This window comes from Microbacterium sp. cf046 (assembly GCF_900114345.1).
GTDB lineage: Bacteria > Actinomycetota > Actinomycetes > Actinomycetales > Microbacteriaceae > Microbacterium.
On the sequence record NZ_FOZJ01000002.1, the window covers coordinates 680,378 to 694,902 of the forward strand.

The window sequence follows — 14,525 nt, forward strand, 5'->3', positions numbered from 1 at the left end:
GCGTGCCGACGGAAGCGACGACGGTCGCATTCGGCAGCTGGCGCAATCCCATGCAGCACAGTCTAACCGCCGGGCGCGACCGCGCCGCTGGGACCTGGGGAGCCCTGCGGCGGATCATGCAGGCATCAAGAAGCGGTGGTGGTGCCGGACGCGGGGCTCACATTCCAGGGTACGAACGCGTTCGGCACGCCCTCGAGCGACTTGGCGAGCTCGGGGAAGTGCCGCAGTAGGACCGTGATCATCGTGTTGTCGGCGATCCACTGCAATCCCGTCCTGGTGTAGTACTCCTCCGTGTAGCAGTCGGTGAGGAAGCGGTCGCTCTTGAGCCGGCGGCTGGCCATCAGGATGAACACGCGGAAGGCGGTGTCGCTGAACCCGAAGCCCTTCGGCGGCGTCTCGGCGTGCATGCCGATCTGCAGGTCGACCTGCTCGACGTCCCCGCCGTACATCTCCGCGAGCTCTGCGGCCCACACCGGATCGTCGGTCAGCTCCTCGAACGTCTCGGCGGGCTTGAGGTGCAGACGCCGCCGGAACTGGTTGTAGCGGGGCACCCCGCGCTCGCGGTCGCGCATGATGTCGAGCGCGGCGAGGTCGAGCCGAAGGCCGTCCTGGAGTGTGAGGTCCTGCATCCATCGGGGGAAGTTGTGCAGCACCACCGCACCCGGATGCTGGATGCCGAACGAGTACCAGAGGTCGGAGACCTTCGCTCCGCTGGTGAGCACACGATGCGCGTTGAGCAGGATGATCTCCTCGAAGTCCATCGAGTCGACCAGGGCGTCGTCGGCGAGGGCGTGCACCTCGAGTGTGTCGGGCAGCAGGTTGTGCAGCCGGTACACCGCGGCGAACTCCTCGGTCAGCTGGTACGGCGCGCCGTGGTGGTCGAAGTGCGACCCGGGGATGCCGCTGATCACGTCGCTGGAGCTGATCCGCCCCCACCGGCGGTGCACCTTCTCCCCCGCCATGCCCCACCAGTTCGCGCGCATCGCGACCTTCAGCACGGGGTGGGCGATGATCGCGGGCGTCCACTCGACCGTGTGGATCTTCGCCAGGAGCGCAGAGTTGATCAGCTGCGCCGTGCCGAACAGCTCGTCTTCGCTCATCGCGGGGTGGTCGCGCTTGAGCCGGTCGCAGATCGCGTTGTGCTCGAGCGTGAACAGGGTGTGCAGCAGTCCCAGGCCGACCCACCAGTTCTCGCTGAATCCGGTGAGGGCGACGCCGGTGGCCGGATCGAGCGGCAGCTGGCCGTCCTTGAGGACGAGCTTGCCGTCCACGCCCGTCCGGATCTCCGCTCGCCGCTCGGGAGTGATCCCGTAGATCGAGGATGCGTCCCACCAGTGCGTCTGGCTGTTGATGTACGTCGCCGGCAATCCGTCGTCCGCGGCGACCCTTGTCGTGTCCTGTTTGGTCAGCGGGATGCGCATCGGGGTCTCGAACCAGTCATCCCCCTCCTCGAGCGGGATCTCGACCGCCGCTTCGGTTTCGCGGCCGTGCGCGAACCAGTCGTGGGTCTGGAATTGGATCCACGCCGCGGCGAGGAGGTTCAGCGATGTCGCGGGCGTGAACTCCTCGCGGCGCATGAGCTTCCTGCTGATCTCACGCGGACTCGGCGTCATGATCGCAGGGGCTTCGGCGGGCCACGCATCGGCCAGCGGCACGTTCCGGGCGAAGCGGGTGCCCGCGCGCCCCATGTCGGGATCGCCCAGGTCGTTGTAGGAGCCGTCGGCGGTGCGGAATCGCCGCACCCCGTCGGCCAGGGTGTCGGGGGTCGCCGCCGGTGACCGGTGCGGGTCACCGGGGGTCCGCGTGTCGATCAGATTGGACTCGCGCAGCTGTTCGCGCAGTGCGATGAGGTTGAGCAGGCCGAGGACGAACGGCAGCCTGTGCCACGGCCGAGTGCGGTTCACCCGCGCGAAGTACGCGGTCGATGCCCGATCGAACAGTGAAGGCTTGCTCACGTCGTCTCCCGCTCGATGGGTGGCGCAACCATTGGGACCTGCCCGAATACTAGTGATGCACCCCGGGCGCGGGCCATCACGGCGACGAGGCCGCGCGCCGGTGCTCTGATACGTCGATGCTGCTCAGAAGTGCTTGAGCGCCTCCCGGCGACTCAGCGGGCTGAGCTCGTGCGTCCCTGCGTACTGGCGGACCCAGTCCGGATCGACGCGCGCGAACTCCCGCAGGGCCCAGCCGATCGCCTTGCGGATGAAGAATTCCCGGTCGGCGAGGTTCGGGTCGATCACGTCGGCGAGCAGATCGCGGTCGACGCGTTCTCGTCTGCCGAGCTGCGAGATGATCGCGATGCGCCGGATCCACAGGTCCTCATCCGTGCTCCACCGCCGCACGAGGGCGGCCGTGGCGACCGGTTCGCGGTCGTGCAGCGCGGCGAGACGATGCGCGAGCTCATCCGTGTAATCCCACCACCGGCCGGTGCGCACCATGTGCTCGATCAGGGGCACGATGCGAGAATCCGCGGATGCCGCAGGCAGGGCGAGCAGCGCCATCGCGGCGTACCGCTCCTCCCGGTGTGCCGCAGCGTCCCAGAGTGAGCGCGCAGCATCCTGCAGCACGGCGGAGTCGGTCGCTCCCGCGGATTTCGCGGCGGTGCGGGCGATGCGGCGTGCCTCGGGGACAGGCACGCCGTAGAACGGCATCGCCGACTTCATGTACGCCTGCTGGCCCCGAGCCCGCTCGGGGTCCGCCTGGACGGCGAGAGCGTCGCGGATCCGGGCCGTCAGCGCGGCCGCATCACCGTCTGGGCGGGTCGGCATACGTCTCACGCTAGCGGTCACGGAACGCAGAAAACCCCCGGAATTCCGGGGGTTCTGCTGTGCGCGATACTGGGATCGAACCAGTGACCTCTTCCGTGTCAGGGAAGCGCGCTACCGCTGCGCCAATCGCGCCCGTACGGGCTATTGAGTTGAGAGTGGAGGTGGCGACGGGATTCGAACCCGTGTAAACGGCTTTGCAGGCCGGTGCCTAGCCGCTCGGCCACGCCACCGTGTGGATTGACCCCACGTGCCGTGATCTCCCTGAGAGGAGATCCCTGCACTCGAGCGGATGACGAGACTCGAACTCGCGACCCCAACCTTGGCAAGGTTGTGCGCTACCAACTGCGCTACATCCGCGTTCCCCGGATTGCTCCAGGCGCGTGAACGACTTTAGCCGATGAATTCTGACTCGCCAAACCAGTGCAGACCCTCGCGTGTCACACTCGCACCGGTTCGCTCGGGCCGGAGCCATCCGGTAAGATCGAGACTCGGCCCCGCAGGGCCACGGGCGATTGGCGCAGTTGGTAGCGCGCTTCCTTCACACGGAAGAGGTCATCAGTTCGAGTCTGGTATCGCCCACCACCTCAGTTGCCGACAGCCCAGCCGTATCTCCGGTGCAGCGCGTCTGCGACCCGCACGAACCGTTCCAGATCCAGGGCCGAAGCCTCACGCCGCATCCCGGACGCGTGCACGCTGTACAGCTGCTCGATGTCCACCCATGAGGGTCGTCCCTGTGAGTCCCACGCGCCTGCGCCGATGCTCAGGAAGTCGCGGTCGCCGTCATGCGACTTGCTCGTCAACCGCACCGCGAAGACCCGCTCCGCATCTTGGCGGCCGATCACCAGCACCGGACGGTCCTTGCCCCGTCCGTCGTTCTCTGCGTACGGAACCCACGTCCAGACGATCTCGCCGGCATCGGGGTCGCCGTCGTGCAGTGGCGCGTAGGTGATCCGCAGCGCGTCCGGTCCAGGCGGGGCGACCTCGGTCGTCGCGGCCGATCCGGCGCGCCCGGTGTGGTCGGCACGCGTCGGATCGCTCGCGTCTCCTGCACTGACCGATGCCGGTGCCGATCGGGCCGAGCCGAACAGGCGCGAGAGCGCTCCGATGATTCCCTTGCCCTCCGCCACAACATGACCCTACCGAGGCCGCGGAGACGGCAGGAGGCCCCGCGACCGAAGTCGCGGGGCCTCCTGTGCTGTGTGCTGCGGGACCTACGCCTTCGCGTCGGCGAGGACGTAGCCCTCTTCGCCGTGCACGATGGTGTCGATGCCGGCGATCTCGTCCTCGTTCTTGACGCGGAAGCCGATCGTCTTCTGGATGATCCAGCCGATCACATACGCGAGTACGAACGAGTAGATCAGGACCGAGAAGGCCGCGATCGCCTGAACGAGCAGCTGCGTGGCGCTGCCGCTGTAGATGAGGCCGGTGCCGTTGGCGAAGAAGCCCAGGTACAGCGTTCCGATGAGACCGCCGACGAGGTGGATGCCCACGACATCGAGCGAGTCATCGAAGCCCCACTTGAACTTCAGCTCGATCGCCAGCGCGCAGACCGCACCGGCGATGAGGCCGAGCACGATCGCCCAGATGGGCGTCAGGAACGCACATGCGGGAGTGATCGCGACGAGACCCGCGACGGCACCCGAGGCGGCGCCCACCGAGGTCGGCTTGCCGTCCTTGAGCTTCTCGACGACCAGCCACGCGAGCAGCGCCGCCGCGGGAGCGGCGAGCGTGTTCACGAAGGCGAGCGACGCGGCGTTGTCCGCTGCGAGCTCGGAACCGGCGTTGAAGCCGAACCAGCCGAACCACAGGAGGCCGGCGCCGAGGAGGACGAAGGGCGGGTTGTGCGGGACGTGCACGCCCTTCTGGAAGCCGACGCGCTTTCCGAGGACGAGGGCGAGCGCGAGGGCCGCAGCACCCGCGTTGATGTGGACCGCGGTGCCACCGGCGAAGTCGAGCGCGCCGACGCCGAACCACGTCTGCATGCCGTACGTGATCCAGCCGCCGTAGGCGAAGCTGCCGTCCTCGGCCAGGCCGAAGTTGAACACCCAGCTCGCGACCGGGAAGTACACGACCGTCGCCCAGATCGCGGCGAAGATGATCCACGCCCCGAACTTGGCACGATCGGCGATGGCGCCCGAGATGAGCGCGACCGTGATGATCGCGAAGGTCGCCTGGAACGCGACGAACGCGAGCGGTGGGTACGCGGCGCCCTCGGGGGTGACGAGCAGGCTCGACAGGCCGAACTCGGCCGGGTCGATCGTCCAGGGGAACTGGATGGTGCCGGCCGCAGTGGTCGGGAAGGCGATCGCGTAGCCGTAGAGGACCCAGAGGACCCCGATCAGGCCCATCGCGCCGAAGCTGAGCATCATCATGCTGATGACGCTCTTTGCCTTGACGAGACCGCCGTAGAAGAAAGCGAGTCCTGGAGTCATCAACAGGACAAGTGCTGCTGCTATCAGGATGAATGCTGTATTGCCTTGATCCATCTCGAAATGAACCTCTCTGCAGGGACGCAGGGTAAGAGCGTCGGGTCGTCCCAGTGTCGAGGGTGCGGGTTTCCTCCGGCGGCGAGAGTGTGTTTCGCGTGTGTTACACGACCCCCGCTGAGGTAAACATCACGTTTCCGGATGCCGAGAGCATCACGCGGATCCCGCCGCGCTCGGGTGATCGGAGCTAGTCGAGCGTCGATGCGACGAGACGGGAAACGGCCCGCAGGTACTTCTTGCGGTAGCCACCCGCGAGCATCTCATCGGGGAAGACCAGATCGAGGGTCTCGCCGGTCGCGCGGATCGGCAGCTGCGCGTCGTACACCCTGTCGATGAACGCCACGAAGCGCAGCGCGGCGGACTGATCGGTCAGGGGTGCGACCTCGCGCAGCCCGACCATCGCCAGGCCATCGATGAGCCGGATGTAGCGCGACGGGTGAACGGTCGCGAGGTGGGCCACCAGCTCGGAGAACCCGTCGTCCGAGACCAGACCGCGGGTCGCGGCATCCGCGATCGTCGCTTCGTAGTCGGCCTGACTCAGCACCGCGGCATGGCCGTCCAGCGCGCGATGGCGGTAGTCGGTGCCGTCGATGCGCAGCGTCTCGAAGCTCGCCGCCATCGCATGGATCTCGCGCAGGAAGTCCTGCGCGGCGAACCTGCCTTCGCCGAGGGCGTTCGGCGGCGTGTTCGATGTCGCGGCCAGACGTGTTCCGGAAGAGACGAGCTCGCCGAGCAGCCGGGTCATGACCATGGTGTCGCCGGGATCGTCGAGTTCGAACTCGTCGATGCAGAGCAGATCGGCGCCGCGGAACAGCTCGACCGTGTTCTGGTAGCCGAGTGCTCCGACGAGCGCGGTGTATTCGATGAAGGAGCCGAAGTACTTCCGCCGGACCGGCATCGCGTGGTAGATCGCCGCGAGCAGGTGGGTCTTCCCGACTCCGAACCCGCCGTCGAGGTAGACACCCGGCTTGAGCTCCGGTCCCTTCTTGGCACGGCGGAAGAAGCCGCTCTTTACCTCGGTGCCCGCCAGCCCGGCGAACGCCATCAGCGTGGCCTTGGCCTCCTGCTGCGACGGGAAGGCCGGGTCGGCGCGGTAGGACTCGAAGGTCGCGTCCGCGAACTGCGGCGGAGGCACGAGGGATGCGACCATCTCGGCCCCCGAGATCTGCGGTGCGCCCTCAGTGAGGTGGACGATCCCGGTACGGGTCGCGGTGGGTGTCATCCTGCTGATCCTGTGTCGCCGTCTTACAGAGTGGGTGCGCTCCCCCACCCGGGAATCTAGGGTCGAAGGGACGGTCCAACCCTACGCCGTCGCTTCCGCCATCCTGACCCGAGGAGCAGCCGGTGTCCGTCGATCTCGACACGTCATCCCCCAAGTTCGCCGAATACTCCGAGCCGGGGCGTCTCGTCACCACGGACTGGCTCGAGGCACGCCTCGGGCAGCCCGGGCTCGTCGTCGTCGAGTCCGACGAGGATGTGCTGCTGTACGAGACCGGGCACATCCCCGGCGCGGTGAAGGTCGACTGGCACACCGAGCTGAACGATCCGGTGGTGCGCGACTACGTCGACGGCGAGGGCTTCTCGGCCCTGCTGAGCCGCAAGGGCATCGCGCGCGATGACACCGTCGTGATCTACGGCGACAAGAACAACTGGTGGGCGGCGTACGCTCTGTGGGTCTTCTCGCTGTTCGGTCACGAGGACGTCCGGCTCCTCGACGGCGGCCGCGACAAGTGGATCGCCGAGGGCCGCGCGCTGACGACCGACCCGACGACGCGCGAGGCCACGCGATACCCGGTGATCGAGCGCGACGACAGCACCATCCGCGCCTACAAGGACGACGTGCTCGCCCACCTCGGCAACCCCCTGATCGATGTGCGCTCGCCCGAGGAGTACGACGGTTCGCGCACCTCCGCGCCTGCCTATCCCGAGGAGGGCGCGCTCCGCGCCGGGCACATCCCCTCGGCGAAGAGCGTGCCGTGGGCGCGCGCGGTCGCCGCCGACGGCGGATTCAAGCCGCGTGCCGAGCTCGACGCGATCTACCGGGGCGAGGTCGGACTCCAGGACGGCGACGAGATCGTCGCGTACTGCCGCATCGGCGAGCGCTCCAGCCACACCTGGTTCGTGCTGCAGCACCTTCTCGGCTTCGAGAACGTCCGCAACTACGACGGCTCGTGGACCGAGTGGGGCAGCGCCGTGCGCGTCCCGATCGTGACGGGCGCGGAGCCCGGCGCCGTACCGGCCTGATCGCCGCCGAAGCGCCGCGGCTCCCTGCCCACCGGCCGGCAAGGCGGGTCCGCGGAGCCTTCGGCGTGGGAGGATTGATGCGATGACCACCCACGTGCTGCCCGATTCCCTCGCCGAGATCCGCGACGAGTTCCTCGAGCTTCCCGAGGCGGACCGGCTGCTGCTGCTGCTCGACTTCGCCAACGAGCTCCCGCCTGTTCCGGCGCGCTACGACGGGCACCCGGAGCTGTGCGAACGGGTCGTCGAATGCCAGTCCCCCGTGTACATCGTCGTCGATGTGGATGAGGACGGCCTGGTCGCGATGCATGCGACCGCGCCGAAGGAAGCGCCCACCACCCGTGGCTTCGCGAGCATCCTCGTGCAGGGGCTCACCGGACTCACGCCTGATGAGGTCCTCGCGATCCCCGAGGACTTCCCGCAGAGCATCGGGTTGACGCGCGCCGTCTCGCCCCTGCGGATCAGCGGGATGACGGGCATGCTGATGCGGGCGAAGCGCCAGGTCGCGGCCAAGCGCGCAGCCTGATCTCAGCTCGCCAGACCCTGCCGCTCCAGCCAGCGGCGGATGCTGTCGCTCCAGCGCTCCTGGTCGTAATTCCACAGCTTGGTGTGTCGTGCGACTTCGAACACCTGCATCTCCACGAGATCGGGGCGCGCGACCACGAGGTCGTGGGATGCGTCGGACGGCACGAATCCGTCGTCGTCGGAGTGCAGGATCAGGATCGGATGCCGCAGCTCGCCCGACCGCGAGACCGCATCGAGCCGGTCGAACGGGATCGCGGCACCGGCACCGGTCATCGGGGTCGCCCACTCCGTCTGCAGCGCCCCGATCGCGAGCCCCGTCACGGCGGCGGGCAGGCGCATGAGCTTCGCCTGGTAGCCCAGTACGACGCGCCAGTCCACGACGGGCGACTCCAGGATCAACCCGGCGATCGCATCGCGATGCGCCGAGTTGAGCTCGAGCTGCAGTGCGATCGCACCGCCCATCGACCAGCCCATCAGCACGATCCGGCGTGCTCCACGGCGGCGGGCGAACCCGACGGCGGCATCCACGTCGCGCCACTCGGTCGCCCCGAGGGCGTACGTGCCCGCCCGGCTGCGCGGGGCTTCGCCGTCGTTGCGGTACGACACGACGAGGGATGTGATCCCGAGCGCGTGGAAGACCGGCACGGCCCGCAGGCATTCCGCGCGCGTCGTTCCGCGCCCGTGCACCTGGACGACCCACACCTCGCCGTCGCCGGCCGGAAAGAGCCACGCAGGGCAGGGGCCGACGGCCGAGCCGATCAGCTCGGGCGTGAACGGCAGATGAAGCTCTTCGGGGTGGTCGTAGTACCAGCCGCTGAAGGCGGCATCGGGCGAGATGCGCGTCTGCGCGCCGATGTGCGTGAGGAGCTTGCGCTTGACGCTCGTTGCATCTTCGGCCAGCACCGAGCCCAGCTTGACGTAGCTCTCGGTTCCGCTGGTGAACAGTCCGTACCTGCCGGGGAGCTGGGTATCCGGCGTCCGGGCCAGGGTGATCGTCTGCGCGGACGTGTCCAGCGAGAGGATCCGGGTGTCGGCGACGCGGACCGCGGGTGTGACGACCCGGCGTGCGACGCGCAGCGACACGAAGGCGAGCGCACCGAGCGCGGCGGCCAGGGCTGCGCTCAGAACCGTGAGCGCAGCCTTCACTCCGGCCAGGAGTGCGGGAGAGGGGGCGCGCATCGCGGCGCGCCTGGAGACGACCATCGAGGCCCCACTCTAGTCTTTCGGCGTGGCTGACCTTCGTCCCCCGATGACGCCGCCGTCGTTCGAGAGTGCGGCGGCGGACGTGCGAGCGACGGTGTTCCGCGACGATCTGTCCGTGCGGGAGATCCCCGCTCCCTCGGGACTCGCGCCGGAGTGCCTCGCGCTCGCCGGAGATGTGCGGCCGGAGCGCGCCGGCGCGGACTCGCTGCTCGGAACGGGGCGCTTCATCCTGCTGCACGATCCCGCGGAGCCCGATCCGTGGAACGGCCCGTGGCGGATCGTCTGCTTCGCCCAGGCTCCGGTCGAGCCCGACATCGGAACCGACCCGCTCCTTGCCGACGTCGCGTGGTCGTGGCTCATGGACGCGCTCGATTCGCGTCATGCCCAGTACCACTCCGCGTCCGGCACGGCGACCAAGACGCTCTCGAAGGGATTCGGCTCGCTCGCCGCGGACGGCGACGGGGCGCAGATCGAGCTGCGTGCATCCTGGTCGCCGATCGGCGCGATGACGCCCCACGTCCAGGCCTGGTCCGAGCTGGTGTGCATGCTCGCGGGTCTTCCGCCGGGGTCCGAGGACATCGCCGTGCTCGGCTCACGCAGGGCCGCGCGTGACTGAATACACCGTCATCACGGATGCCGCGGGGTTGGCCGACGCCGTGGGGAAGCTCTCCGAAGGATCGGGTCCGGTCGCCGTCGACGTCGAGCGCGCATCGGGATTCCGCTACTCCCAGCGTGCCTACCTCGTGCAGGTCTTCCGCAGGGGCTCGGGCGTGTTCCTCTTCGATCCGCCGGCGGTTGGCGAGTTCGCCACCCTGCAGGCGGCGATCGGAGACGAGGAGTGGGTGCTGCACGCCGCGAGCCAGGATCTTCCGTCGCTGCGCGAGCTCGGCCTCGAACCCGTGACGATGTTCGACACCGAGCTGGCCGCACGACTGCTCGGCCACGCCCGTGTGGGCCTGGGCGCCGTCGTCGAGGACACGCTCGGCATCACCCTGGCCAAGGCGCACTCTGCGTCGGACTGGTCGACCCGCCCGCTCCCCCAGTCCTGGCTCGAATACGCCGCACTCGATGTCGAGCATCTCGTCGACGTCCGCGACGCGCTCGTCGCGGAGCTGGCAGAGCAGGGCAAGACGGAGTACGCCGCCGAGGAGTTCCGCGCGGTGCTGGAGCGCACGCCGAAGCCGCCGCGCGAAGACCCCTGGCGTCGCCTCAGCGGCCTGCACACCGTTCGCGGCCGCAAGGCGCTCGCGGTCGCGCGGGAGCTGTGGACGGCTCGCGAGGACTATGCCCGGGAGCAGGATGTCGCGCCGGGACGGCTGGTGCCCGATCGCGCCCTCGTGGCCGCGCTGATCGCGGATCCGAAGACCAAGCAGGAGCTCGCGCAGGTGCGCGAGTTCACGGGTCGCGCCAGCCGGAGTCAGCTGGACCGCTGGTGGGCGGCATTCGAGGCCGGGCGCGCCGCGACCGACCTGCCGCTCGAGCGCGCCCCCGGCGGCGAGAGCATCCCGCCTGCGCGCGCCTGGCCCGACCGCAACCCCGAGGCGGATGCGCGGCTCAAGCTCGCGCGGCCCGCAGTCGAGGCCCTTGCCGAGGAGCTGAACATCCCGACCGAGAACCTGCTCACCCCCGACCTCCTCCGACGTGTCGCATGGAACCCGCCCGAGCCCGTGAGCGCAGCATCCGTCGGCGAATCCCTCGCCGAACTCGGTGCCCGACCGTGGCAGATTGCGCAGACTGCACAGTTGATTGCGGATGCCTTTGTGCAATCCGTGCAAAGCGAGGTTCCCGCCCCGGAGAGCCCTTCGTAGGTTCGATCCAACCGATTCCAGCCGCCTCAGACCGGCTCATAGGCTGAACTCATCCCTACTTACGGAGGCAGAGTGGCCGAGATCTCGGACGTCTTTTTCGTCGATGGAATGCGCACGCCGTTCGGGCGCGCCGGCGAGAAGGGCATGTACTGGAACACCCGAGCCGATGACCTCGCGGTCAAGGCCATGATCGGGCTCATGGAGCGCAACCCGGACGTGCCCGCCGACCGGATCGACGACGTCGCCCTGGCGGCGACGTCGCAGACGGGCGACCAGGGCCTGACGCTCGGTCGCTCCGCCGCGATCCTCGCCGGGCTTCCGATGACGGTGCCCGGCTTCGCGATCGACCGCATGTGCGCGGGCGCCATGACGAGCGTCTCGACGATGGCGGGCTCGATCGGCGTCGGCATGTACGACCTGGCCCTCGCGGGCGGTGTCGAGCACATGGGCCACCACCCGATCGGCCGCAACGCCGATCCGAACCCGCGGTTCGTCGCGGAGAAGATGGTCGACCCGGGCGCACTGAACATGGGCGTCACCGCCGAGCGCATCTTCGACCGGTTCCCGCATCTGACCAAGGAGCGGTCCGACCGCTACGGCATGCTCAGCCAGCACAAGGCGCAGGCCGCGTACGACGCCGGCAAGATCCAGCCGGACCTCGTCTCGGTCGCGATCAAGGATGCCGACGGCGCCTGGGGTCTCGCCACCGAGGACGAGGGCCGCCGCCCGCAGACCACGATGGAGGACCTCGCGGGCCTGAAGACGCCGTTCCGGCCGCATGGGCGCGTCACGGCAGGAACGTCCTCGCCCCTGACCGACGGCGCGACGATGTCGCTGCTGGCCGGCGGCGCGGCCGTCAAGGAACTCGGGCTCGCCCCCAAGATGCGGCTGGTGTCGTTCGCCTTCGCCGGCGTCCAGCCCGAGATCATGGGCATCGGCCCGATCCCGTCGACCGAGAAGGCGCTGGCGAAGGCCGGCCTGACCATCGGCGACATCGGCCTGTTCGAGCTGAACGAGGCGTTTGCGATCCAGGTCATCTCACTGCTCGATCACTTCGGGATCGCCGACGACGACCCGCGGGTGAACCAGTGGGGCGGCGCGATCGCCCTCGGTCACCCGCTTGCGGCATCCGGAGTGCGTCTCATGATCCAGCTCGCCGCGCAGTTCGCCGAGCGCCCCGACGTCCGCTACGGCCTGACGGCCATGTGCGTCGGGCTCGGACAGGGTGGCTCGGTCATCTGGGAGAACCCGCACTACGACGGCAAGAAGCGCAAGAACTGAGCGGGCGGAACAGACGAATGACGAACTACACCGAGATCGACTTCGCCCCCATCCTCGCGATGACCGACGGCGAGGTGATCACGCACTCCCCCGTCCGTGACATCCGCCTGCCCTCCGGCAAGGTGATCGCGCTGATCACCCTCGACAACGGACGCGACCACAACCGTCCGAACACGCTCGGGCCGGCGACCCTGGCCGAGCTGGACAAGACGCTCGAGGCGCTGAAGGCCCGTGCCGCGTCGGGCGAGATCGACGCGGTCGGAATCACCGGCAAGCAGTACATCCTCGCCGCGGGCGCGGACCTGTCCGACATCTCGAAAGTCGGCTCGAAGGAGAACGCGAAGCTCGTCGCCCAGTTCGGGCACATGGTGCTGGGCAAGCTGTCCGAGCTCGGCGTGCCGTCCTTCGCGTTCGTGAACGGTCTCGCGCTCGGCGGAGGCCTCGAGATCGCCCTGAACTCGTCGTATCGCACCGTGGACGCGTCGGCGGCCGCGATCGCCCTTCCCGAGGTCTTCCTCGGCATCATCCCCGGGTGGGGCGGCGCCTACCTGCTGCCGAACCTCATCGGGATCGAGAACGCGCTCGAGGTCGTGATCTCGAATCCCCTCAAGCAGAACCGGATGCTGAAGCCGCAGCAGGCATTCGACTATGGGATCGTCGACGCGATCTTCCCCGCGTCGAACTACCTCGAGGACTCCCTGAAATGGGCGGATCGGGTGATGACCGGTGCCGTCAAGGTCGACCGCAGGCACGAGCCAGGCAAGATCGAGCGGCTCACGAAGTGGCCGATCGCGATCAAGATGGCGCGCGGAATGCTCGAGAGCCGGATCGGCACCGTTCCGCGGTCGCCCTACGCCGCGCTGGAGCTGCTCGAGAAGGCGAAGGGCGGCACGAAGGCGGAGGGCTTCGCCCGTGAGGACGACGCACTCGCCGAACTCGTCACCGGCGACCAGTTCGCCGCCTCCATGTACGCGTTCGATCTGGTGCAGAAGCGCGCGAAGCGTCCCGTCGGGGCGCCCGACAAGGAGCTCGCCAAGAAGGTGACCAAGGTCGGGATCATCGGCGCCGGCCTGATGGCCAGCCAGTTCGCGCTGCTGTTCCTGCGGAAGCTCCAGGTGCCGGTCCTGATCACCGACCTCGATCAGGCACGAGTCGACAAAGGCCTCGCGTACATCGACGGGGAGATCGGCAAGCTCGAGGCGAAGGGCCGCCTTGACGGCGATGCCGCAAACCGGCTCCGGGCGCTCGTCCACGGCACCACCGACAAGTCCGAATACGCGGACTGCGACTTCGTGATCGAGGCCGTCTTCGAAGAGGTCGGGGTGAAGCAGCAGGTCTTCGGCGAGATCGAGAAGATCATCGCGGACGACGCGATCCTCGCCACCAACACCTCGTCGCTGTCCGTCGAGGAGATCGGCGCGAAGCTCGCGCACCCGGAGCGCCTGGTCGGATTCCACTTCTTCAACCCGGTCGCCGTCATGCCGCTCATCGAGATCGTCAAGACCCCTCAGACGACGGATGCCGCGCTCTCGACGGCCTTCGTGGTCGCTCGCGGTCTGGGCAAGAACGCCGTCCTGACCGCCGACGCTCCCGGGTTCGTCGTGAACCGCCTGCTCGCGAAGGTCATGGGCGAGGCGGCACGAGCCGTCTACGAGGGCACGCCGCTCCTGACCGTCGAGAAGGCGTTCGCGCCGATCGGGCTGCCGATGACGCCGTTCCAGCTGATCGACCTGGTCGGCTGGAAGGTCGCGGCGCACGTCCAGGACACCATGGCGCACGCATTCCCCGAGCGGTTCTTCGCCTCGGAGAACTTCCACGAGCTCGCAGAACTGCCCGAGGTCGTCGAGAAGGACAGGAACGGCAAGGTCACCGGGTGGACCAAGGCAGCGGAGAAGGTGCTCAAGGGCGCCGTCGGCTCCTCACCCGCGAGCGAGGCCGAGATCCTGCAGCGCGTGCAGGACGGGCTCGCTCAGGAGATCAAGCTCATGCTCGACGAGGGCGTCGTCCCCGAGGTCGAGGACATCGATCTGTGTCTGATCCTCGGGGCCGCCTGGCCCTTCATCGACGGTGGGGCCTCGCCGTACCTCGATCGAGAGGGCGCGTCCGAGCGCGTCTTCGGCGACTCGTTCCACCACCCGCTCATCAAGGGCGTCGCGAGCTGACGCACCGAGCATCGAAAAGCGCCTGTCCTCTCCGTGAGGGCAGGCGCTTTC

Annotated in this window: 12 protein-coding genes and 4 tRNA genes; 7 read left to right on the forward strand and 9 right to left on the reverse strand. The window is 68.4% G+C overall.

Annotation, left to right across the window (positions count from 1 at the left end):
* Positions 1 to 125: 125 nt before the first annotated feature.
* The 5 genes from BM349_RS09480 to BM349_RS09500 all read right to left on the reverse strand — a co-directional run bounded on the left by BM349_RS09480 (position 126) and on the right by BM349_RS09500 (position 3,125).
* The gene (locus BM349_RS09480) at positions 126 to 1,955 is read right to left on the reverse strand and encodes a peroxidase family protein (RefSeq protein ID WP_217645661.1); all 1,830 of its coding nucleotides are present in this window, start codon (positions 1,953 to 1,955) and stop codon (positions 126 to 128) included.
* A gap of 123 nt (positions 1,956 to 2,078) precedes the next feature.
* Positions 2,079 to 2,768: a DNA alkylation repair protein gene (locus BM349_RS09485; RefSeq protein ID WP_091706543.1), complete on the reverse strand. Its 690-nt coding sequence runs from the start codon at positions 2,766 to 2,768 to the stop codon at positions 2,079 to 2,081.
* A gap of 60 nt (positions 2,769 to 2,828) precedes the next feature.
* A tRNA-Val gene (locus tag BM349_RS09490) sits at positions 2,829 to 2,900 on the reverse strand.
* A gap of 24 nt (positions 2,901 to 2,924) precedes the next feature.
* Positions 2,925 to 2,998, reverse strand: a tRNA-Cys gene (locus BM349_RS09495).
* Between the two features lie 54 nt (positions 2,999 to 3,052).
* A tRNA-Gly gene (locus BM349_RS09500) sits at positions 3,053 to 3,125 on the reverse strand.
* 149 nt (positions 3,126 to 3,274) lie between these two features.
* On the opposite strand from BM349_RS09500, the gene BM349_RS09505 reads away from it, so the two are divergent.
* Positions 3,275 to 3,350, forward strand: a tRNA-Val gene (locus BM349_RS09505).
* A gap of 2 nt (positions 3,351 to 3,352) precedes the next feature.
* On the opposite strand, the gene BM349_RS09510 is transcribed toward BM349_RS09505, so the two are convergent.
* The 3 genes from BM349_RS09510 to zapE all read right to left on the reverse strand — a co-directional run bounded on the left by BM349_RS09510 (position 3,353) and on the right by zapE (position 6,476).
* Positions 3,353 to 3,895, reverse strand: coding sequence for a type II toxin-antitoxin system PemK/MazF family toxin (locus tag BM349_RS09510; protein WP_091706545.1), 543 nt, complete (start codon positions 3,893 to 3,895; stop codon positions 3,353 to 3,355).
* Between the two features lie 84 nt (positions 3,896 to 3,979).
* Complete coding sequence (locus BM349_RS09515) at positions 3,980 to 5,254, reverse strand: ammonium transporter (RefSeq protein ID WP_091706547.1); 1,275 nt, start codon at positions 5,252 to 5,254, stop codon at positions 3,980 to 3,982.
* Between the two features lie 187 nt (positions 5,255 to 5,441).
* On the reverse strand, positions 5,442 to 6,476 hold the full coding sequence (gene zapE / locus BM349_RS09520) for a cell division protein ZapE (RefSeq protein WP_091706549.1): 1,035 nt from the start codon (positions 6,474 to 6,476) through the stop codon (positions 5,442 to 5,444).
* 122 nt (positions 6,477 to 6,598) lie between these two features.
* On the opposite strand from zapE, the gene BM349_RS09525 reads away from it, so the two are divergent.
* Together BM349_RS09525 and BM349_RS09530 are read left to right on the forward strand one after the other, a co-directional pair.
* Entirely contained in the window at positions 6,599 to 7,498 is a 900-nt protein-coding gene (locus tag BM349_RS09525) for a sulfurtransferase (RefSeq protein ID WP_091706552.1), read from the forward strand.
* A gap of 82 nt (positions 7,499 to 7,580) precedes the next feature.
* Complete coding sequence (locus BM349_RS09530; RefSeq protein ID WP_091706554.1) at positions 7,581 to 8,021, forward strand: SufE family protein; 441 nt, start codon at positions 7,581 to 7,583, stop codon at positions 8,019 to 8,021.
* Positions 8,022 to 8,023: 2 nt separating this feature from the next.
* Here BM349_RS09530 and BM349_RS09535 read toward each other — a convergent pair whose 3' ends face one another.
* Positions 8,024 to 9,223, reverse strand: a complete 1,200-nt coding sequence (locus tag BM349_RS09535; protein WP_091706556.1) for an alpha/beta hydrolase — start codon at positions 9,221 to 9,223, stop codon at positions 8,024 to 8,026.
* A gap of 46 nt (positions 9,224 to 9,269) precedes the next feature.
* Here BM349_RS09535 and BM349_RS09540 point away from each other — a divergent pair, with 46 nt between their 5' ends.
* The 4 genes from BM349_RS09540 (at position 9,270) to BM349_RS09555 (ending at position 14,474) form a co-directional block, all read left to right on the forward strand.
* The gene (locus tag BM349_RS09540) at positions 9,270 to 9,839 is read left to right on the forward strand and encodes a DUF3000 domain-containing protein (RefSeq protein WP_091706559.1); all 570 of its coding nucleotides are present in this window, start codon (positions 9,270 to 9,272) and stop codon (positions 9,837 to 9,839) included.
* The gene (locus tag BM349_RS09545) at positions 9,832 to 11,031 is read left to right on the forward strand and encodes a ribonuclease D (RefSeq protein ID WP_091706562.1); all 1,200 of its coding nucleotides are present in this window, start codon (positions 9,832 to 9,834) and stop codon (positions 11,029 to 11,031) included. Before BM349_RS09540 ends, BM349_RS09545 begins: the two co-directional genes overlap by 8 nt.
* Positions 11,032 to 11,103: 72 nt before the next feature.
* Positions 11,104 to 12,312, forward strand: a complete 1,209-nt coding sequence (locus tag BM349_RS09550) for a thiolase family protein (protein WP_091706565.1) — start codon at positions 11,104 to 11,106, stop codon at positions 12,310 to 12,312.
* Between the two features lie 17 nt (positions 12,313 to 12,329).
* Complete coding sequence (locus tag BM349_RS09555) at positions 12,330 to 14,474, forward strand: 3-hydroxyacyl-CoA dehydrogenase NAD-binding domain-containing protein (RefSeq protein WP_091706566.1); 2,145 nt, start codon at positions 12,330 to 12,332, stop codon at positions 14,472 to 14,474.
* Positions 14,475 to 14,525 lie beyond the last annotated feature (51 nt).

Excerpts from the sequence above, each read along its gene's own strand:
- BM349_RS09540 (WP_091706559.1), top strand. The coding sequence starts at position 9,270 with ATGACGCCGCCGTCGTTCGAGAGTGCGGCGGCGGACGTGCGAGCGACG.
- BM349_RS09485 (WP_091706543.1), bottom strand. The coding sequence starts at position 2,768 with ATGCCGACCCGCCCAGACGGTGATGCGGCCGCGCTGACGGCCCGGATC.
- BM349_RS09555 (WP_091706566.1), top strand. The coding sequence starts at position 12,330 with ATGACGAACTACACCGAGATCGACTTCGCCCCCATCCTCGCGATGACC.
- BM349_RS09515 (WP_091706547.1), bottom strand. The coding sequence starts at position 5,254 with ATGGATCAAGGCAATACAGCATTCATCCTGATAGCAGCAGCACTTGTC.
- BM349_RS09530 (WP_091706554.1), top strand. The coding sequence starts at position 7,581 with ATGACCACCCACGTGCTGCCCGATTCCCTCGCCGAGATCCGCGACGAG.
- BM349_RS09535 (WP_091706556.1), bottom strand. The coding sequence starts at position 9,223 with ATGGTCGTCTCCAGGCGCGCCGCGATGCGCGCCCCCTCTCCCGCACTC.
- zapE (WP_091706549.1), bottom strand. The coding sequence starts at position 6,476 with ATGACACCCACCGCGACCCGTACCGGGATCGTCCACCTCACTGAGGGC.